14 protein-coding genes and 1 tRNA gene are annotated in these 20,163 nt (G+C 71.1%); 11 read left to right on the plus strand and 4 right to left on the minus strand.

The annotated features are described in order from the left end of the window. Complete coding sequence (gene pepN / locus M6I34_RS17535) at positions 1-2,745, plus strand: aminopeptidase N (protein WP_272487099.1); 2,745 nt, start codon at positions 1-3, stop codon at positions 2,743-2,745. A gap of 25 nt (positions 2,746-2,770) precedes the next feature. Next, positions 2,771-3,784: a class 1 fructose-bisphosphatase gene (locus M6I34_RS17540; RefSeq protein WP_272487100.1), complete on the plus strand. Its 1,014-nt coding sequence runs from the start codon at positions 2,771-2,773 to the stop codon at positions 3,782-3,784. Here M6I34_RS17540 and M6I34_RS17545 read toward each other — a convergent pair. Both M6I34_RS17545 and M6I34_RS17550 read right to left on the minus strand, forming a co-directional pair. Then, a complete protein-coding gene (locus tag M6I34_RS17545) occupies positions 3,763-6,657 on the minus strand; it encodes a GNAT family N-acetyltransferase (protein ID WP_272487101.1) in 2,895 nt (964 codons plus the stop codon). The genes M6I34_RS17540 and M6I34_RS17545 overlap by 22 nt on opposite strands. Beyond that, entirely contained in the window at positions 6,657-7,583 is a 927-nt protein-coding gene (locus tag M6I34_RS17550) for a histone deacetylase family protein (protein WP_272487102.1), read from the minus strand. Before M6I34_RS17550 ends, M6I34_RS17545 begins: the two co-directional genes overlap by 1 nt. Positions 7,584-7,794: 211 nt before the next feature. On the opposite strand from M6I34_RS17550, the gene M6I34_RS17555 reads away from it, so the two are divergent. The 3 genes from M6I34_RS17555 to M6I34_RS17565 all read left to right on the plus strand — a co-directional run bounded on the left by M6I34_RS17555 (position 7,795) and on the right by M6I34_RS17565 (position 12,745). After that, entirely contained in the window at positions 7,795-8,952 is a 1,158-nt protein-coding gene (locus M6I34_RS17555; protein ID WP_272487103.1) for an efflux RND transporter periplasmic adaptor subunit, read from the plus strand. A 36-nt stretch (positions 8,953-8,988) separates the two neighbouring features. Continuing rightward, a complete protein-coding gene (locus M6I34_RS17560) occupies positions 8,989-12,201 on the plus strand; it encodes an efflux RND transporter permease subunit (protein ID WP_272487104.1) in 3,213 nt (1,070 codons plus the stop codon). Between the two features lie 91 nt (positions 12,202-12,292). Further along, positions 12,293-12,745: a DsrE family protein gene (locus M6I34_RS17565; RefSeq protein ID WP_272487105.1), complete on the plus strand. Its 453-nt coding sequence runs from the start codon at positions 12,293-12,295 to the stop codon at positions 12,743-12,745. Positions 12,746-12,796: 51 nt separating this feature from the next. On the opposite strand, the gene M6I34_RS17570 is transcribed toward M6I34_RS17565, so the two are convergent. Beyond that, positions 12,797-13,924 (minus strand): hypothetical protein, encoded by a 1,128-nt coding sequence (locus tag M6I34_RS17570; RefSeq protein ID WP_272487106.1) that lies wholly within the window; start codon positions 13,922-13,924, stop codon positions 12,797-12,799. 8 nt (positions 13,925-13,932) lie between these two features. Next, positions 13,933-14,006, minus strand: a tRNA-Gly gene (locus tag M6I34_RS17575). A 76-nt stretch (positions 14,007-14,082) separates the two neighbouring features. Here M6I34_RS17575 and thiS point away from each other — a divergent pair. The 6 genes from thiS to trmB all read left to right on the plus strand — a co-directional run bounded on the left by thiS (position 14,083) and on the right by trmB (position 20,156). Beyond that, positions 14,083-14,283, plus strand: coding sequence for a sulfur carrier protein ThiS (gene thiS / locus M6I34_RS17580; RefSeq protein WP_272487229.1), 201 nt, complete (start codon positions 14,083-14,085; stop codon positions 14,281-14,283). Between the two features lie 292 nt (positions 14,284-14,575). Next, positions 14,576-14,866, plus strand: a complete 291-nt coding sequence (locus M6I34_RS17585) for a hypothetical protein (RefSeq protein WP_272487107.1) — start codon at positions 14,576-14,578, stop codon at positions 14,864-14,866. Positions 14,867-15,043: 177 nt separating this feature from the next. Next, on the plus strand, positions 15,044-17,926 hold the full coding sequence (locus M6I34_RS17590) for a cytochrome c peroxidase (protein ID WP_272487108.1): 2,883 nt from the start codon (positions 15,044-15,046) through the stop codon (positions 17,924-17,926). Positions 17,927-18,091: 165 nt separating this feature from the next. Then, the gene (locus M6I34_RS17595; RefSeq protein WP_272487109.1) at positions 18,092-18,553 is read left to right on the plus strand and encodes an OsmC family protein; all 462 of its coding nucleotides are present in this window, start codon (positions 18,092-18,094) and stop codon (positions 18,551-18,553) included. 5 nt (positions 18,554-18,558) lie between these two features. Then, entirely contained in the window at positions 18,559-19,413 is an 855-nt protein-coding gene (locus M6I34_RS17600; RefSeq protein WP_272487110.1) for a thiazole synthase, read from the plus strand. Next, entirely contained in the window at positions 19,410-20,156 is a 747-nt protein-coding gene (gene trmB / locus M6I34_RS17605) for a tRNA (guanosine(46)-N7)-methyltransferase TrmB (protein WP_272487111.1), read from the plus strand. Before M6I34_RS17600 ends, trmB begins: the two co-directional genes overlap by 4 nt. Positions 20,157-20,163 lie beyond the last annotated feature (7 nt).

Below are 20,163 nucleotides of genomic sequence, written 5' to 3' on the forward strand. Positions count from 1 at the left end.
ATGCGAACCGAACAGCCCGTCACGATCCGCCGTTCCGACTATACCCCGCCGGCCTTCCTGGTCGAACGGATCGCGCTCGTCTTCGAACTGCTGCCCGAGGCCGCTCGGGTCGAGTCGACGCTGGCGCTGCGGCGCAACCCGGCAGCCGGCCCGACGGCACCGCTGGCGCTCGACGGCGAAGACCTCGAACTCGAGGGCCTCTGGCTCGACGGCGAGCCGCTGCCGCCGGCCAGGTACACCGCGTCGGAAGCCGGCCTGGCGATCGACGCGCTGCCCGACGCCTGCGAGTTGCGCATCGTCACCCGGATCGCGCCCGCCGCGAACACGACTCTCTCCGGCCTCTACGTTTCGAACGGCAACTTCTTCACCCAGTGCGAGGCCGAGGGCTTCCGGCGGATCACCTACTTCCCCGACCGGCCCGACGTGATGGCCCGCTACACGGTGACGCTGCGCGCGCCGCGCGAGCGCTTCCCGGTGCTGCTGTCCAACGGCAACCTGGTCGCCGAGCGCGACGGCCCGGCGCCGGCGTGGGTCGACGGGCCGGCGGCGAGCGAGGCCTGGCACGAGGCGGTCTGGGAAGACCCCTTCCCGAAGCCCAGCTACCTGTTCGCGCTGGTCGCCGGGCGGCTGGTCGCCACCGAGGCGCAACTGACCACGATGTCGGGCCGCGAGGTGCTGCTGCAGGTCTGGGTCGAGCCGGGCAACGAGGACCGAACCGGCCACGCGATGCAGTCGCTGATCCGCGCGATCCGCTGGGACGAGGCCCGCTTCGGGCTGGAGCTCGACCTCGACCGCTTCATGATCGTGGCCGTGTCCGATTTCAACATGGGCGCGATGGAGAACAAGGGACTGAACGTCTTCAACACGAAGTACGTGTTCGCCCATCCGCGCATCGCCACCGACCAGGACTTCGCAGGCGTCGAGTCGGTGGTCGGCCACGAGTACTTCCACAACTGGACCGGCAACCGGGTCACCTGCCGCGACTGGTTCCAGCTGACGCTGAAGGAGGGCCTGACGGTCTTCCGCGACCAGGAGTTCTCCGCCGACGTGATGGCCGAGCAGGCCGGCAACGAGGCCGGCGCGGCGAGCGCCCGGGCGGTCAAGCGGATCGAGGACGTCCGGGTGCTGCGCGCCGCGCAGTTCCCCGAGGACGCCGGCCCGATGGCGCACCCGATCCGGCCCGACAGCTACCAGGAGATCAACAACTTCTACACGGTCACCGTCTACGAGAAGGGCGCCGAGGTCATCCGGATGCTGCAGACCCTGGTCGGGCGCGACGGCTTCCGCAAGGGCATGGACCTCTATTTCGCGCGCCACGACGGCCAGGCTGTCACCTGCGACGACTTCGTCGCGGCGATCGCCGACGCGAACGGCGCCGACCTCTCCCGGTTCGGCCGCTGGTACTCGCAGGCCGGCACGCCCAGGGTGGTCGTTGCCGGCAGCCACGACGCGGCCGGGCGGCGCTACCGGCTCGAATTGCGGCAGGCCTGCCCGCCGTCGCCGGGCCAGCCGGACAAGCAGCCCTTCCACATCCCGTTCGCGGTCGGCCTGGTCGGCCCCGACGGCCGCGACCTGCCGCTTCGGCCATCGCCCGCTTGCGCCGCCGCCGTCCGGCGCATCGAGACCGGGGGCGGGCGGGCGACCGCCGTGCTCGACCTGACCGATCCCGCGCAGGTCTTCGAGTTCGAGGGCATCGACACGCCGCCCGTGCCCTCGCTGGGACGCAACTTCTCGGCCCCGGTCGTCGTCGAGCATGCCTACGACGACGCGCAACTCGCGTTCCTGGCCGCGCACGACAGCGACCCGTTCAACCGCTGGGAAGCCGCGCAGCGGCTCGCCACCCGCTGCGTGCTCGCGGTGCTCGACGGCGCCGCGCCGGCCGAGCGCTGCGCGCCGCTGGTCGCGGCGATCGCGCGGGTCGTCGACGACCCCGATCTGGACGCCGCCTTCCGCGAGCAGGTGGTCGTGCTGCCCTCCGAAGGCTTCATCGCCGAGCAGCTCGCCGTCGTCGACCCGGTGGCGCTGCGCGCCGCGCGCGACGCAGTGCGCGGCGAGCTCGCGCGGGCGCTCGCCGGCCGGTGGCGCGCGATCGTCGAGGGGCTTTCGACCGGCGCGCCCTGGACGCCCGACGCAAAGGCCGCCGGCGAGCGCGCGCTGAAGAACGCCGCGCTGGCCTACTGGGTCGACAGCGGCGACAGCGACGCGATCGCCGCGGCGCAGGTCCAGTTCGAGCGCGCCGACAACATGACCGACCGCGCCGGCGCCCTGCAGGCGCTGCTGAGGGCCGGCGGCGAACCGCGCGAGCGCGCGCTGGCCGCCTTCGAGAAGACCTTCGCCGACGAGCCGCTGGTCATGGACAAGTGGTTCTCGATGCAGGCCACGATGCCCCGCCGCCCCGGCGATCCGCCGGTGCTCGAGCGCGTGCGCGCGCTGGCTTCGCATCCGGCCTTCTCGCTGCGCAACCCGAACCGCGTGCGCGCGCTGGTCGGCAGCTTCTGCCACGGCAACCTCGCCGAGTTCCACGCGGGCGACGGCGCGGGCTACGCCTGGTGGGCCGACCGCGTGCTGGAACTCGACCCGCTGAATCCGCAGGTCGCGGCGCGGCTGGCCCGCGCGCTCGACCGCTGGCGCAAGTTCACGCCCGAGCGGCAGGCGGCGATGCGCGCTGCGCTCGAACGCGTGGCCGCCGCCGAACACCTGTCGCGCGACGTGCGCGAGATAGTCACCAAGGCGCTGGCCGCCTGAACCGTCAATCCATCGGAACCCGACCATGAGCTCCAAAGTCAGCCTGACCCAGTACCTCGTCGAGAAGCAGCGCGAGAAAGGCCTGATCCCGGGCGAGCTGCGCCTGCTTCTCGAGGTCGTCGCGCGCGCCTGCAAGCGGATCAGCATCGCGGTCAGCAAGGGCGCGCTGGGCGACGTGATCGGCGAGGCCGGCACCGAGAACGTGCAGGGCGAATCCCAGAAGAAGCTCGATGTGATCGCCAACGAGACCCTGCTCGAGGCCAACGAGTGGGGCGGCCACCTGGCGGCGATGGCTTCCGAGGAGATGGACATCTCCTACACGATCCCGAACCGCTATCCGAAGGGCGAGTTCCTGCTTCTGTTCGACCCGCTCGACGGCTCCTCGAACATCGACGTCAACGTGTCGATCGGCACGATCTTCTCGGTGCTGCGGTTGCCTGAAGGGGTCGCCGAGCCCACCGACGAGCACTTCCTGCAGCCGGGCACCCGGCAGCTGGCCGCCGGCTACGCGATCTACGGCCCCTGCACGATGCTGGTGCTCACGGTCGGCGACGGCGTCGCCGAGTTCACGCTGGACCGCGAGACCGGCAGCTGGACGCTGACCGCCGACCAGATCCGCATCCCCGAGCAGACGAAGGAATTCGCGATCAACGCGTCGAACGCGCGGCACTGGTACCCGCCGGTCAAGCGCTACGTCGACGAGCTGCTCGCCGGCAAGGAAGGCCCGCGCGGCAAGGACTTCAACATGCGCTGGGTCGCCTCGATGGTGGCCGACGTGCACCGGATCCTGACCCGCGGCGGCGTCTTCATGTATCCGCGCGACCGCCGCGAGCCCGACAAGCTCGGCAAGCTGCGGCTGATGTACGAAGCGAACCCGATGTCCTTCCTGGTCGAGCAGGCCGGCGGCGCCGCGACCAACGGCATGCAGCGGATCATGGAGATCCAGCCCGCGAAGCTGCACGAACGCGTCGCGGTGTTCCTCGGCTCGCGCGAAGAAGTCGAGCGCGTGACCGCCTATCACGCAGGCGGGCCGGGCTGATCGAGCGCGATCCAGACGATCTTGAGCGTCTCGTCGTCGGGGTCGCGGTCGATCGTGAAGCCGAGCGCGCGCATCAGCCCGATCATCGACGCGTTGATCGCCAGCACGTAGCCCTCCATCCGCTTCAGGCCGCGCAGGCGCGCCTCGGCGATCAGCGCGCGCATCAGCGTGCTGCCCAGCCCCTGCCCCTGGAAGTCGTCGGCGACCGCGATCGCGAACTCGCAGGTGTCCCGGTCCGGGTTCAGCAGGTAGCGGGCCACGCCGATGATCCGCTCGTCCCGCTCGTCCCGCTCGTCCCGCTCGTCCCGCTCGTCCCGCTCGTCCCGGTCGTCCCGGTCGTCCCGCTGGTCCCGGTCGCCCTGCCCCTGGCCCTGGCCCCGCCCCTGGCCCGCACCCGCGCCCGCCCCCGGCGCGCAGGCGCCCTCGCCGGGCCGGCAGACCGCCACCAGCGCCAGCTCGCGGTCGTAGTCGATCTGCGTGTATCGCGCCAGCATCCGGGGCGTCAGCTCGTTCAGCGTGGAGATGAAGCGGAAGTAGCGCGACTGCGGCGACAGCCCGCGGGTGAAGCGCTGCAGGCCTTCCGCATCCTCGGCCTGGATCGGCCGGATCAGGTAGCGGCGGCCGTCGCGCAGGCGGGCCTGCCGCGACAGGTGCGCCGGGTACGGCATGATCGCCATGTGCCCGTAGCGCGCGCCGCGCGAAGCCGGCGCGCGGTCCAGCACGATGCGGGCGTCCACCGCGACCACGCCGTTCTCGTCGGCGATCACCGGGTTGACGTCCATTTCCAGGATCTGCGGCAGTTCGCAGACCATCTCGGACACCCGGACCAGCAGCCGCGCCAGCGCCTCGTCGTCGATAGGCGGCGCGCCGCGGAACTCGCCCAGCGTGGCCGCCACGCGCGTGCGGCCGATCATGCTGCGCGCCAGGTAGCCGTTGAGCGGCGGGAACTCCAGCGTCGTGTCGCGGACCACCTCGACCCGCGTGCCGCCGGCGCCGAACGCGATGACCGGCCCGAACAGCCGGTTCCGGAAGACGCCGACGTACAGCTCGCGGGTGCCCCGGCTGCGCAGCATCGGCTGCAGCGACACCCCGTCGATCCTGGCCGCGGGCAGCGCTTCGCGCACCGAGGCGACGATCGCGTCGAACTGCGCGCGGACCTCCTCGGCGTTGCGCACGTTCAGCGCCACGCCGCCGGCATCGCTCTTGTGGCTCACGTCGGCCGACGCGATCTTCATCACCAGCGGGTAGCCGATCAGCTCGCCGATGCGCACCGCCTCGTCGACGTCGGTCGCCAGGACGGTGCGGGTGACCGGGATGCGGAAGGCGTCGAGCAGCGCCTTCGACTCGATCTCGGACAGGACCTCGCGGCGGTGCGCGAGCGCCGCGTCGATCACCGCGCGCGCGGCCTCGACGTCCGGCGGCTCCATCTCCGAAAGCGGATGCGGCACCTGCTGAAGCAGCAGCTGGTTCTGGTGGAAGGTCGCCACGGTGGAGAACGCATCGACCGCCGCCTCGGGCGTGCGGAACACCGGCAGGCCGGCAGCGTCGAGCTTGGCGCGCATTTCCCTGACCGAGCTGTCGCCCAGCCAGCAGGCGAAAAGCGGCTTGGCGAAACCGCGCGAGACCGACACGACCCGGTCGGTGATCGCGCGCGCGTCGACGCCGGCGCTCGGCGACATCAGCGCCAGCACCGCGTCCGAATCGGCATCCGAGGCGAGCGAGTCGATCGCGTCGGCGAAGGCGGACGGGCTCGCGTCGATGCCCAGGTTCAGCGGGTTGGCAGGCTCGATGCCCGGCAGCCGCTCGCGCAACGCCTGCCGGGTCGCGTCGGCGAAGGGCAGCAGCCGGATTCCCGCGCCCCATGACTGGTCGGCGGCCAGCATCGCCGGGCCGTGCCCGTTCGACACGATCGCAAGCCGCTTGCCGAGCGGCCAGTTGCGGGCGGCCAGGTAGCGCACCGCGGTGAACAACTGCGTGAACAGCCTGACCTGCACCGCGCCGGCACGGCGCAGCGCCGCGGCGTAGACCGCGTCGGCGGCGGCGATCGCGCCGGAGTGGGTGCGCGCCGCGCCGCGGGTCGAGGCGTCGCGGCCCGCCTTGAGCACGACGACCGGCTTGATCGTGGCCAGCGCGCGAAGCGCGCTCATGAAGCTGCGCGCCTCGGCGACCGCCTCGAGGTAGACGACGACGGCCTTGGTGCGCGAATCGCCGGCCAGGTAGTCGAGCACCTTGGCCAGGTCGACGTCGGCCTCCAGGCCGAGCGACACGATCAGCGAGAAGCCGATCGCGGTGTCCCCGGCCCAGTCGAGGATCGCGCCGGCCAGCACGCCGGACTGCGAGACCAGTGCCACGTTGCCCGAGGCGGGCAGCCTGCCGAGCCGGCTCGCGTCGAGCCGCACCGGCGGGCACATCAGGCCCATCGACCCCGGCCCCAGCAACTGCACCTGCAGCGCGCGGGCGCGCTCGACCAGCCGGTTCGCGCAGGCATCGTCCTCGCAGCGGTCGAGCACCGCGGCCGCGCGCACGCCGTGGGCGGCGGCCAGCTCGAGCGCGGCGAGCGCGTCGTCGATCGGCGTGGCGATCAGTGCCAGGTCGAGGCGGTCGGGCCGGTCCGCCTGGGCGGGCCCGGCCTGCTCGCCGGGCTGGGAACGCTCGGGCGGCCGACCGGACTCCAGCGAAACCAGCCGTCGTTCGATCCCGCGACGCCGCCGGTTGCCGTTGCCAGCCGCGTTCGCCGCGTTGTCGATCTCGGCCTGGAAGCGCGCCCGGATCGGCGCGGCCCACGATGGGTCGCTGCCGGGATCGTCGCGCGCCACGACCAGCAGCACGCCGGCCGGGTCGAACATCGGGGACAGGTAGTGGCGATGCTCCATCAGTCGAGCCCGATCAGCGCGCGCACGTGCAGCTCGGCGCAGCGTGCGAGCGCGCCGAGGTGGTAGCCGCCCTCCAGCGTGGACACGATGCGCCCTTCGCACCAGCTGTCGGCGAACGAGACGATCTGGCGGCTGACCCAGGCGTAGTCGTCGTCGCGCCACATCAGGTGGCTCATGTCGTCCTCGCGGTGCGCGTCGAAGCCCGCCGACACGAAGATCATCTGCGGCGAGAAGGCCTGCAGCGCCGGCAGCCAGCGCTCGGTCACCGCCGCGCGCAGCGCGTCGCCTTCGCTGTAGGGCTTGAGCGGCACGTTGCACAGGTTCGGGCCGGTCGGCTCGTCGCCCGAGAACGGATACAGGCGGGTCTGGAAGGTCGAGACCATCAGCACCCGCTCGTCGCCGGCGAAGATCTCCTCGCTGCCGTTGCCGTGGTGAACGTCGAAATCGATCAGTGCGACCCGCTCCAGTCCCATCACGTCGAGCGCGTGGCGAATGCCGACCGCCGCGTTGTTGAAGAAGCAGAAGCCGCTGGCCGCCGAGCGGCCCGCGTGGTGCCCGGGGGGCCGCACGTTGCAGAAGGCCCGGGAGTAGCCCTGCCCGAGCACGAGCTCGGTCGCGAGCACCGCGGCGCCGGCCGCGTGCAGCGCCGCCGCGAAGGTGTGCGGATTCATCGAGGTGTCGGGGTCGACCGCCACGTAGCCCTCGGCCGGCGACAGGGCCTGGAGCTCCAGCAGGTAGCGTGTGTCGTGCGCGCGGCCCACCTGTTCGAGCGTGGCCCTCGGCGCCTCGAACTGGTCCATCAGGTCGAGCACCCCGCGCATCAGCAGCCGGTCCGCGACCGCCGCGACCCTGTCGGGGCACTCCGGGTGATGCTCGCCCATCTCGTGGCGCTGGCTGGTCGGGTGCGTGATGTAGGCGGTCTTCAAGATTCGACTCCGGGCGGGACTCCCCACGTCGCTGCAATCTACCGCAACTGAAGCGATGCCGCCCCGCCGCAGCCGGGCCGCCCTGTACCCGGGGCGACCGATACCCGTGCCGGCTCACCGCCCTCGCGCCAGGCCCTTGTTTCTTTCTGACCCGATGGTCATTTAGAATCACGCGAAACGCCTTTCCTCCCTCCCCCTTCTCCTCCTGCCCATGAAGCGCCGATCCAAGTGGCTGATCGCCGTGATCGCGGCGATCCTGTTGGCCGTGGCGATCGGTCGCGCGGTCGTCGAGCAACGGCAGGCGCGCGAGCGTCTCGCCGCGGTCGCGCCCGCGGTCCCGTCCCTGGAGCTCGCTCCCGAAGACCTGGTCCGGGCGCAACGCCGCGAGCTGGTCCGCGCGCAGCCGGTCTCGGGCAGCCTGCGCGCCGTCGACACGGCCCTGGTCAAGGCGAAGGTCGCCGGCGAGCTTCGCGAGCTGTCGGTTCGCGAGGGCGACAGCGTTCGCGCGGGCCAGCTCGTCGGGCGGCAGGACGACACCGAATACGCGGCGCGGCTCAGGCAGGCCCGGCAGCAGGCGGCTTCCGCGCGTGCCCAGCTCGAGATCGCCGAGCGCACGCTGGCGAACAATCGCGCGCTGGTCGATCGCGGCTTCATCTCGCGCAATGCGCTGGACACCGCTGTTTCGAACGCGGCGGGGGCCCGCGCCAACCTGCTGGCCGCGGAAGCGGCCGTGGAGGTGGTGCGCAAGGCGCGCGACGACACTGCGCTGCGCGCCCCGATCGGCGGCCAGGTCTCGCAGCGCTTCGCCCAGCCCGGCGAGCGGCTCGCGGTCGACGCGCGAGTGCTGGAGATCGTCGACCTTTCCCGGATCGAGCTCGAGGCGGCGGTCCCGCCGGAGGCGCTCGCGGGCATCTCGATCGGCGCCCGGGCCAGCCTGCAGGTCGATGGCGTGGCCGAATCGGTGCCGGCGCGGGTGGCCCGTATCAATCCGGCGGCCGCGGCAGGCACCCGGGCGGTCAGCGTCTACCTGTCGGTCGAGCCGCGACCGGCGCTGCGCCACGGCCTGTTCGCGACCGGCCGCATCGAGACCGGCCGCGACACGCTGCTCGCGGTGCCCGAGTCGGCGCTGCGCAACGATCGCAGCCGCCCCTACGTGCTGGCGGTTCGCGACGGCCGGGTCGTCGCCAGCGAGGTCGCGCTCGGCCCGCGCGGCCGCGACGCCGGCACGGGCGAAGCGCTCGTCGCGATCTCGGGCGGCCTCGACGAAGGCGCCGAGCTTCTTGCCGCCGGCGTCGGCATCGTCCAGGAAGGCACGCCGGTGCGGTTGACCGGCGGCGCGGCCGGGACGCCCGCGCCGGCGGCGCGCTGACGCCCGCCCCAGGCACCGGCGAAGGAAGCCGCCCGCATGTGGTTCACCCGAGTCTCGATCGCCAACCCGGTGCTGGCGACGATGGTGATGCTCGCCTTCGTCGTGCTGGGCCTGTTCTCGTACCAGCGGCTCAAGGTCGACCAGTTCCCCGAAGTCGAGTTCCCGATCGTCGTGGTGCAGGTCGACTACCCGGGCGCATCGCCCGAGATCGTCGAGACCGAGGTCACCCGCAAGGTCGAGGAGGCGGTCAACTCGATCGCCGGCATCAACAAGCTGTACTCGCGCTCGCTCGACGGCAGCTCGGTGGTCATCATCGAGTTCAACCTCGACGTCGACGACCGACGGGCCGCCGAGGACGTCCGCGAGAAGATGTCGGCCCTGCGGCCGACGCTTCGCGACGAGGTCGAGGAGCCGCGCGTGCTGCGCTTCGACCCGGCGAGCCGCCCGGTGTACATCCTGGCGCTGACCTCTCCCGACGGGTCGCGCAGCGCGGTCGAGCTGAGCACCTACGCCGACCAGGTGCTCAAGAAGCGGCTCGAGAACGTGCGCGGAGTGGGCTCGGTCTCGCTGGTCGGGCAGGTGCGGCGCGAGGTCAACGTGTACCTGAAGCCCGAGGCCCTCGAGGCCCTCGGGGTCGGCGTCGAGCAGGTTGTCTCGGCGGTGCGCACCGAGAACCGAGAGCTGCCCGCCGGCGCGCTGCGCTCGCGCGACGTCGAGCGGGTGGTCCAGGTCGCGGGCCGGATCGCCGAGCCTGCCGACTTCGAGAAGATCGTCGTCGCGCGCCGGGGCAGCGCCGGCGTGCCGGTGAGGCTGGGCCAGGTAGCCGACGTGGTCGACGGCCCGCAGGAGCTCGAGAGCCTCGCGCTCTACAACGGCCGGCGCACGCTCGCACTCACCGTTCTGAAGGCCCAGGGCGAGAACACGATCGAGGTGGTCGACGGGCTGAACCGCGCGGTCGCCGAGATGCGCCCGGAGCTGCCCGCCGGCATCGCGCTGGACGTGGTCAGCGACAACTCCAGGCCGATTCGCGTGGCGGTCACCAACGTGCGGCAGACGCTGCTCGAGGGCGCGCTGCTGACGATCGCGATCGTGTTCCTGTTCCTGAACTCGTGGCGCTCCACCGTCATCACCGGGCTGACGCTGCCGATCGCGCTGATCGGCACCTTCCTGTTCATGTACGCGTTCGGCTTCTCGGTGAACATGATCACGCTGATGGCGCTGAGCCTTTGCGTGGGCCTGCTGATCGACGACGCGATCGTGGTGCGCGAGAACATCGTGCGGCACGTGCAGATGGGCAAGAACGCCCACCAGGCTGCGCTCGACGGCACCAACGAGATCGGGCTCGCGGTGCTCGCCACCACGCTGTCGATCGTCGCGGTGTTCCTGCCGATCGGCTTCATGGGCGGCATCATCGGCAAGTTCTTCCACGAGTTCGGCATCACGATCGTCGCGGCGGTGCTGATCTCGATGTTCGTGAGCTTCACGCTCGACCCGATGCTGTCCAGCATCTGGCACGACCCGGCGATCCACGCCGAAGGCGCGTCGCCGTCGGCGCGCAGGTCGCTGTACGACCGCACGCTGGGCCGGCTGACCGGCGCGGTCGATCGCTTCTCGCACCGCCTCGGCGCGGCCTACCAGGACATCCTGCGCTGGTCGCTGCGCCATCGCCCGGCCACGCTCGGCATCGCGGTCGCGAGCCTGGTCGCCGCATTCGGCATCGTGCCGCTGCTGGGCACGGAGTTCGTGCCGAAGGCCGACTTCGGCGAGACCAACGTCAGCTTCCACACCCCGACCGGCACCTCGCTGGAGGCCACCGAGGCCAAGGCCAGGCAGGTCGACGCGATCCTGCGCGAGTTCCCCGAGGTGCGCTACACGGTCGCCACGATCAACACCGGGAACGCGCAGGGGCGCAACACGGTCAGCGTTTACGTGCGGCTGGTCGATCGCAAGGACCGCAGCCGCAACGTCGACCAGTTGTCGGTGCCGATCCGCGAGCGGCTGGCGCGCGTGCCCGGCATCACCGTCACGCAGGTCGGCCTGCTGGATGCGGTCGGCGGCCAGAAGCCGATCTCGCTGTCGATCCAGGGCGACGACCTGGACACGCTGCAGCGGCTCACCGCCTCGCTGCTGCCGAAGCTGCGCGAGATCCCGGGCCTGGTCGACATCGACACCAGCATGAAGCCGAACAAGCCTACGGTCGACGTCGTGCTGCGCCGCGACCTGGCCGCCGACCTCGGGCTTGGCGTGGGCAGCGTGACGAGCGCATTGCGCGCGCTGATCGCCGGCGACACGATCGGCAACTGGCGGGCCGACGACGACGAGAGCTACGACGTGAAGGTGAGGCTCGCACCGGAGCGGCGCAGCGAGCCGGCCGACCTCGAGCGGCTCGGCCTGGCGGTCGGGCAGAACGCCGACGGCAGCGCGCGCGTGATCCGGCTCGCCCAGGTGGCCGAGATCGTGCCCTCCTTCGGCCCGAACCAGATCAACCGCCGCGACCTGAACCGCGAGGTCGAGATCACCGCCAACGTGTCGGGGCGCTCGCTGGGCGAGGTGTCGGCCGACATCCAGAAGGTGCTCGACGCCTCGGCCTTCCCGGCCGGCTACCGCGCGCGTTTCGGCGGGTCCACGAAGGACATGCAGGAGTCCTTCGGCTACGCGCTGTCGGCGCTGGCGCTCGCAGTGATCTTCATCTACATGATCCTTGCCTCGCAGTTCAAGAGCTTCCTGCAGCCGATCGCGCTGATGTCCTCGCTGCCGCTCACGCTGATCGGCGTCGTGCTGATCCTGCTGGTGTTCGGCTCCACGCTGAACCTGTTCTCGATCATCGGCGTGGTGATGCTGATGGGCCTGGTCACGAAGAACGCGATCCTGCTGGTCGACTTCGCGAACCGCGCGCGCGAGGGCCACGTCGGCGAGGAGCTGCGCGAGCAGGGCCTGGTCGGCGAAGGCGGCAGCGGCGCGCCGCTGACCGGCGAGCCGCTGGCCGGCCGCAAGCTCGGCCGCGAGGAAGCCCTGCTGATGGCCGCGCGGGTGCGCCTGCGCCCGATCCTGATGACGACGCTGGCCATGATCTTCGGCATGGTGCCGCTCGCGTTCGCGATCTCCGAGGGCTCGGAGCAGCGCGCGCCGATGGGCCAGGCGGTGATCGGCGGCGTGATCACCTCTTCGCTGCTGACGCTGGTCGTGGTGCCGGTCGTCTACTGCTACCTCGACGACCTGGCGGGCTGGCTGCGGCGGAAGTGGCGCTGAGGCGGAAGTGGCGCCGATGTGGTGAAATGCATGTTCGGCGCCAAGACGCCGGGTGAACACCTTCCACCATTACATGCACGAGGAGACCGAGATGAAACGCAAGACCCTGACCGCCCTCGCCGTGGCCGCCGTGGCCGCCGTCGCCGCGCAGACCGCCTGGCTGCCCGAGGCGGCAGCGCAGGCCAGCGCCCAGGCGACACCCGCCAATCGACTGGTCGTCCAGGTCAGCGACGGCGAACCCGCCCGCTGGAACATGGCGCTGAACAACGTGCGCAACCTGCAGTCCGAACTGGGCGCGAGCAACGTCGAAGTCGAGGTCGTCGCCTACGGGCCCGGCATCAACATGCTGAAGGCCGACGCCACCACCGCCAACCGGATCTCCGAGGCCATCAAGAGCGGCGTGAAGATCGTCGCCTGCGAGAACTCGCTGAAGGCGATGAAGGTCGGCAAGGAAGACATGCACGGCGAGATCGGCTACGTGCCTGCCGGCGTCGTCGAGATCATGCGCAAGCAGCAGCAGGGCTGGGCCTACGTGCGGCCCTGACCCGGCGAGGGTGGCGGCCAGGGCGGCGCGGCAGCCGCCCTGGCTGGCCGCTCAGCAGTTGAAGGGCTCCAGCCCTCCGTCCATCGTCCGGCGCTCCAGCTCGATCGCTTCGGGCTGGGTGCGCCGGCCGTTCACCTCCACCGGCGGCAGCCGGAGGCGGTATCGTTCGCCGGCCGCGCTTCCCAGCGGCACCTCGATCGACGCGGTCGCGCTCGCCCCCGCCGGCGCGGCCAGGGGGGTGGAAAGCGGCAGGCCTTGCGCGCGCACGCCGACCCCCGATGCCCCGAACGGCTGGCGCCACGACTGGCCGCTTCGGGGATCGCGCAGAAGCACATCCGGATCGCTCCAGCGCCAGGCCTGCAGCTGCGGGAGTTCCATCGTCAGGTAGGCGGCGAGCCGCGGCTTCGCCGGCTCGGTCACCAGCAGCCGGCCGCGCAGCGTGGCGCCATCGGCGCCCACGGTGAAACCGTTCTCGTAGGAATCCAGCAGGAAGGCGCAGTTGCGCTGCGGCGTCTCGGCGCGACAGCGCGCGTAGCGGGCCTGCAGGGCCTCTGTCTCGTCGTCGGTCCGGTACTGCAGCCAGCCCGACTTCGACATCCGGCCCTTCAGCTCGACGGCGGCGAAACGGGTGACGGTTCCGTCGGCCCAGCGGATCGACGGCCACTCGATTCGCAGCACTTCCGGCCTGACACCAGCCGCGCCCGGCGAGAAACCGGTGCCCACGGTGATCGACACCGCCCCGGGGCCCGCCGCATCGAGCGCGGCGGGCGCGACCGCCGACAGCGCAGGCAGGTCCACGATGTCGGTGGGCGCGACCCGCGCGTGGCTGGCCACCGACATCCGGACCGGGATCCGCCCGGAGCCCGCGCCGTCGTCGACCCGCACCGAGTCTTCGAGGAAGCGCAGCGTCGTGCCCGGGGCGAGCTCGAAGCTCAACATGGCCTTCGGCGCGGCCCCGGTGGCGGTGGCCGCGCCCACCCTCATGGTCAGGCCGTCGGCCAGCGACACGACCAGCCCGGTCGGCGGCCCCGCCTGCCCGCCGCACCAGGCCTTGACGGCTTGCGCCGAAGCGTCGGGATACGAAGGGCGGTAGTAGGGACCGTAGGGCGCCGGGATGCAGCCGGCCAGCAGCGCGACGGCGGCCAGCGGCAGACAGAGGCGGACGGCGAGCGCGAGCATTGGGAAGATGGAGCGGGTGAAGGGAATCGAACCCTCGTATGCAGCTTGGGAAGCTGCCGTTCTACCATTGAACTACACCCGCGACGAAGCGGATTCTAACCCAGCCGCGCCGCCCGCCGGCTGTGGCGAAGAGGCCCCGTGCGACAATTCGGGGCATGATCGATGTCGTCGTCAACGGCGAGCCCCGCTCGCTTCCCGAATCCGCGAGCGTCGCCGAGCTCGTCGCGGCGCTCGAGCTGTCCGGCAAGCGGATCGCCGTCGAGCGCAACGGCGAGATCGTCCCCCGCAGCCGCTACGCCGACGTGCGGCTCTCGCAGGGGGACCGCCTCGAGATCGTGGTGGCGGTCGGCGGCGGCTGACGGCGCGCCGACCGGGGAGATCCGCCGCGTGTCGATGCTGGAGGGTTGACATCCGGTTGGCGGGGGGCGCATCCTGACATCCCCTCGGGAAAAACCAACAATCAAGCCGTTTCCGACGAACGGTAGGTCCGCGCCGCCCGGCCGATGCCGTCGGGCAACGGATCTCCGGACGTTCGAGGGGAGGCGGACCGAACCGTCGCGACCGGCAATGAAGCCGGCTCCTTCGTGGCAGCCCACCTGCCCCGAATTCGCGGATCGAGTCGCCGGCGAAACGGTGTCGGGAGGATAGCCGGTGAACGTGGTTCGGTTCGCGGTCGAGCACCACCACCTGGGCGCGAACCTGTTCGTCGCGCTCGCGTGGACGCTTCAGAGCGGCGCGCTCTACCTGCATTCGGACATCCTCTCGACGATCCGCCTCGCCGCGATGGCGATCCGCGTCGATCTCGAGTCCAGGCTCGGGCGCGCGCGGGCCGATGCGGCCACCCCGGTCGAGTTGCTCCAGCAATTCATGAGCTCGCACGCGCGAGCGCTCGACGACATCCCCAGGATCCGCTTCCACCGCCTCTGCGTGCTCAGGCAATAGGACCTGCCCTCCCCGGCCTTCGCGGCCGCCCCGCCCGCCACGCCCGGCGCGTGGGGGGCGCCCGATTCGAACCGCTTCAAGCAGCGTCCGACGGTCGGCTTCGACCGGATCTGGCTGCGAACTCGTCCGCACGAACAAGAAGAAGCGACGACAAGAAACGATCAGGGAGGTTTTCTCATGAATCCGCTTTCCGACATGCGCCTTCGCATCCTGGCCGTCGCGCTGGGCTGCCTGGTGCTCGCATCCTGCGGCAGCGGCGGCGACTCCGCCGCCACCGATCCCGCCAACATCGCCGAGGCCGCGCCTCCGCCGCCGCCCCGGGCGCCGGTCGAGCCGCTGCAGCTCGTGACCGCGCCGGACATCAACGTTCTGGGGCTGCTGGACAAGACGGGGCTGAACGCGAACCTCTGGCCGTGGGAGCCGATCACCAAGACGGACCAGAAAACCGCCCTGCAGCAGTTCGGCAAGGCGCTGTTCTGGGACATGCAGGTCGGCGGCGACGGCATCCAGTCCTGCGCGTCCTGTCACTACCACGCGGGCGCCGACAACCGGGTGGCCAACCAGGTCAGCCCGGGCCTCAAGCGCGGCGACTTCGCCGCCGACATCGCGGCCCTGAACGCGAGCTTGAACCGGGTCCACTACAGCGGCACCGCGCAGGTCACGGTGAACGGCGTGGCGACGACGGTGCTCGACGCCGGCTTCCCGGTCAGCGAGGCGGCGCTCCTCGCGAGCGGGGCCACGGCGGACGCAGCCGACGGCGCGCCCGGCGCGCTCGGGTTCGGCGCGAAGCCGCTGCCGAACGTCGATGTCAACGACGTCGCGTCGTCGCAGGGCGTGCGCGCCGGCGATCACCACAGCGTCACGGTGAACCGCGTCGACACCGCCACACTGCGGCCCAGCGACCCGGGCTTCGACCTCGACTTCCAGGCCAACGCGGCCGGCGTTCCGGACACGGTCCGGCGGGTCGAGCCGCGCAACTCGCCGACCGTGCTCAATGCGGTCTACAACCTGCGCAACTTCTGGGACGGCCGCGGCGACGCCTTCTTCAACGGGGTCACGCCGCTCGGCTTCCGCGACCCGGACGCGAGGGTCAAGACCTTCACCAATGGAGCGCTCGGCGAGGAGCGCCTCGACCTGCCCTTCTCGTCGCTCGCCTCGCAAGCGGTCGGCCCGATCGAGAGCGAGTTCGAGATGACCAATGCCGGCCGCATCCACAAGGAGCTCGGCAAGAAGCTGACGACCGTCGGCGTGCTGCCGCTGGCGGGACAGCTGATCGCGACGGACGACTCCCTGCTCGGAGACGACCCCCTGCTCGGAGGACTCGGCAAGGGTCCCGGCAATCGCGGCCTGACCAAGCCCTACGCGCAGTGGATCCGCGAGATCTTCCACGAGCGCTTCTGGGGCGACGGCGCCGGCAACGACGTGTGCCTGGACGCCAACGGGGCGATGATCGGCGTGTCCCCGGCCGACACCTGCTACACGAATCCGGCGCTGCTGGATCCGGCCGACGGCTCGCCGCTGACCGCCTATACGATGATGCAGTGGAACTTCTCGCTGTTCTTCGGGCTGGGCATCCAGGCCTACGAGGCGACGCTGTTCACCAACGAGACGATCGTCGACCTGGTGGCCGGCGGCATCGCGCAGGGCTCGATCACGGTCGGTACCGGCCGTCGCGCGAGGACCGTCGTGGTCGGCGGACCGACCATCCCGCAGGCGCAGTGGCTGTCGCTCGAGGGCTGCATCGCGCAGGTGGGCGCCAACCTCAGTGCCCGGGAACAGGCGCTGGCGACCGACCTGTGCACGACGCACTACGCGAAGTTCATCAATCCGAACGCGGTCACCGGCAGCGAGTCGAACCTCGCGCCGTTCCCGGTGCCGGCCAACGAGCCGATTGGCGGGAAATGCGGCCCGAACAGCGGCGCGTCGACGACCACGACTGTCGTGGTCGCAGGCGATTGCGTGTTTGCCCGCAACACACTGCTCAACGTCGACCGGGGCCTGGGCCGATTCTTCGCCGGCGCCACCGCCTGCGCGATCTGCCACTTCAATCCCGAGTTCACCGGCGCCACGGTCGGCGTGATGACCGGCTTCGGGATCGCCCCCGAGCTGCTGAACCCGGGCCAGGCGCGCCGCGCCGAGCTGCGCGCGGTGATGGAGCGGATGGTCGCGTTCAACGGCCTGCCGAAAGTCTACGACACGGGCTTCTACAACATCGGCGTTCGCCCGACCCCGGAGGACCTGTCGCTGGGCGACGCGATCGGCGGCGTGCCGCTGGGCTGGAACCGGCTGTTCGACCTGATGGCCGGGGGGCCGGCCTTCAACGGCGACGCGCAAAACCTGACCTACGACATGGACAAGATCGGCACCTTCGCGAACCCCGCGCAGGGAACCATCGCCGGCCTGATCCCGTCGCTGATGATCCCGTTCTCGCCGACCGACCTGTCGCCGATCCCCTTCCCGTTCCGCGTCGGCTGCGGCGTGGGCCTGGTCGGCAACGGCAACGCCAACAACAACCCGAACGTCAACTGCACCGCCACGGTGATCCCGGGCGAGCCGCTGTTGAGGAACGGGGCGTTCAAGGCGCCCGGCCTGCGCAACGTGAAGTTCACCGGCCCGTACATGCACAACGGTTCGAAGGCGACCCTGCGGCAGGTGATGGAGTTCTACAAGACGGCGGGCCACTTCGCCGGACTGAACTTCAACAACCTCGACGCCGGCATGCGGGTCTTCAATCTCGGCGTGGCCGACGAGGCCGCGGTCGTCGAGATGATGGAGACCGGGCTGACCGACTGGCGGGTGGCGCACCAGTCCGGGCCCTTCGACCATCCGGAGATCTGCGTGCCGAACGGGCACGACGAATCGACGGGCGTCACCCGGCTGGTCGCGATCCCGGCGGTCGGCACGAACGGCGGCCCCCGGCTCGCCACCTTCGAGGAGATGCTCGAGGGGACGGCCGCAGGCCTGGCCAACAACCTGACCGACGCCTGCACCGTGCCGGGCATCGTGGACGCCGGCGGGCTGTCGACGATCGACGTCCCGCCCGCGCCGCCGCCGATCTGACCGGCGGCGCTCCCGCCGGCGCGCCCACGGGCGACGCCGGCGGCGCGAGCCACCCGGCGGAACCCGCTTCCGCCGGCACACAGGCCGCGGGCCCGCGCCCGCGGCCTTTTTTTGGCCCCACCATGCCGTGCGACAATTTCGGGCTGTTCCCCCGGAGCAAGCCGAATGTCCGACACGCATCTCTTCGAAGGCACGCTCGCCTGGCACGGCCAGCCGGCCGGCCGGCCGTTCACCTACGAGACCTACGCCCGCGCCACCCGCATCGAGTTCGACGGCGGCGCTGCCATCGAGGCCTCTGCGCCCGCCGTCTTCCACGGCGACGACGCGAAGCCCAACCCCGAGACGCTGATGATGGCCTCGCTGATGCAGTGCCACTTCCTGACCTTCATGGCTATCGCCGCGAAGTCGCGGGTCGAGGTGACCGGCTACGCCGATCGCGCCACCGGCACGCTGGGCAAGAAGGACGGGAAGATGCGCTTCGTCGAGGTCGTTCTGCGCCCGCGCGTGCGGCTGACCGCGCCGGTCGACGCGGAGAAGTTCCGCTCGATGCACGAGAAGGCGCACGCCAACTGCTTCATGTCGAACTCGGTGAACTTCGAGGTCCGGGTCGAGCCGGAACTGGAGTGAGCGAGATGACCCGAGCCACCGAACGGACAGGGGCCGGCGCCCCGGTCGCGCCATCGCCCGCCGCCGCCGGCGACCCGCTGCGCATCGGCAAGCGGAGCTTCTCGTCGCGCCTGCTGATCGGCACCGGCAAGTACCGCGACTTCGACGAGACCCGCGCCGCGGTCGAGGCCAGCGGCGCCGAGATCGTGACCGTGGCGATCCGCCGCACGAACATCGGCCAGAACGCGGGCGAACCCAGCCTGCTCGACTTCCTGTCGCCCGACCGCTTCACGATGCTGCCGAACACCGCCGGCTGCTACACCGCCGACGACGCGATCCGCACGCTGAGGCTGGCCCGCGAGCTGCTCGACGGCCACACGCTGGTCAAGCTCGAGGTGCTCGGCGACCCGGCCACGCTGTACCCGAACATGCCCGAGACGATGAAGGCCGCCGAGGTCCTCGTCAACGAGGGCTTCGAGGTGATGGTCTACTGCAGCGACGACCCGATCCAGGCGAAGATCCTCGAGCAGATCGGCTGCGTGGCGGTGATGCCGCTGGCCTCGCTGATCGGCTCGGGCATGGGGATCCTGAACCCGTGGAACCTGCAGCTGATCCTCGAGAAGGCCGAGGTGCCGATCATCGTCGACGCCGGGGTCGGCACCGCGTCCGACGCGGCGATCGCGATGGAGCTGGGCTGCGCCGGCGTGCTGATGAACACCGCGGTGGCCGCCGCGCGCGAGCCGGTGCGCATGGCCCGCGCGATGCGGCTGGCGGTCGAGGCCGGCCGCGAGGCCTTCCTGGCGGGCCGCATGCCGAAGAAGCTCTACTCGGCCACGCCGTCGTCGCCCACCACCGGCATGATCGGCGGGGCGAAGGCTTGAGCGAGCACCCGCACATCCGCTCCTTCTCGGGGCGGCGCGGCCACTTCACGCCGGGCCAGAAGCTGGCCTACGAGTCGCTGTTCGACCGCTGGACGATCCCGTATCGCCGCGCGCCGATCGTGCCGGCCGAGGTCTTCGGCCGCGAGGCGCCGCTGGTGCTGGAGATCGGCTTCGGCATGGGCGAGACCACCGCGCGGATCGCGCAGTCGATGCCCGGCACCGATTTCCTCGGCGTCGAGGTCTACCCGGCCGGCGTCGGCTCGCTGCTGCGCCGGATCGACGAGGCGGGCCTGACCAACCTGCGCATCGTCCAGCACGACGCGGTCGAGGTGGTGCGCGACATGATCGCCCCCGGCTCGCTGGCCGGCATCCACGTGTTCTTTCCCGATCCCTGGCCCAAGAAGCGGCACCATAAGCGCCGCCTGGTCCAGCCCGGCTTCGTGTCGCTGCTCGCCTCGCGGCTCGCACCCGGGGGCTACCTGCACTGCGCGACCGACTGGGAGCACTACGCGGTGCAGATGCTGGCGGTGCTGGCCGGCGAACCGCTGCTGGAGAACACCGCGTTCGACGGCGCGTCCCGCGATTCGGACCGGCGCACCGTGATCGGCGAGACCGCTGCCGACTGCCGCGGCTTCGCGCCCCGCCCCGCGTATCGCCCGGTGACCAAGTTCGAGAACCGCGGCCTGAAGCTGGGTCACGGCGTGTGGGACGTCGTCTTCAGGCGTTTACAAACGCTTGCATGACCGGGCC

The organism is Zeimonas sediminis (genome assembly GCF_023721795.1).
GTDB lineage: Bacteria > Pseudomonadota > Gammaproteobacteria > Burkholderiales > Burkholderiaceae_E > Zeimonas > Zeimonas sediminis.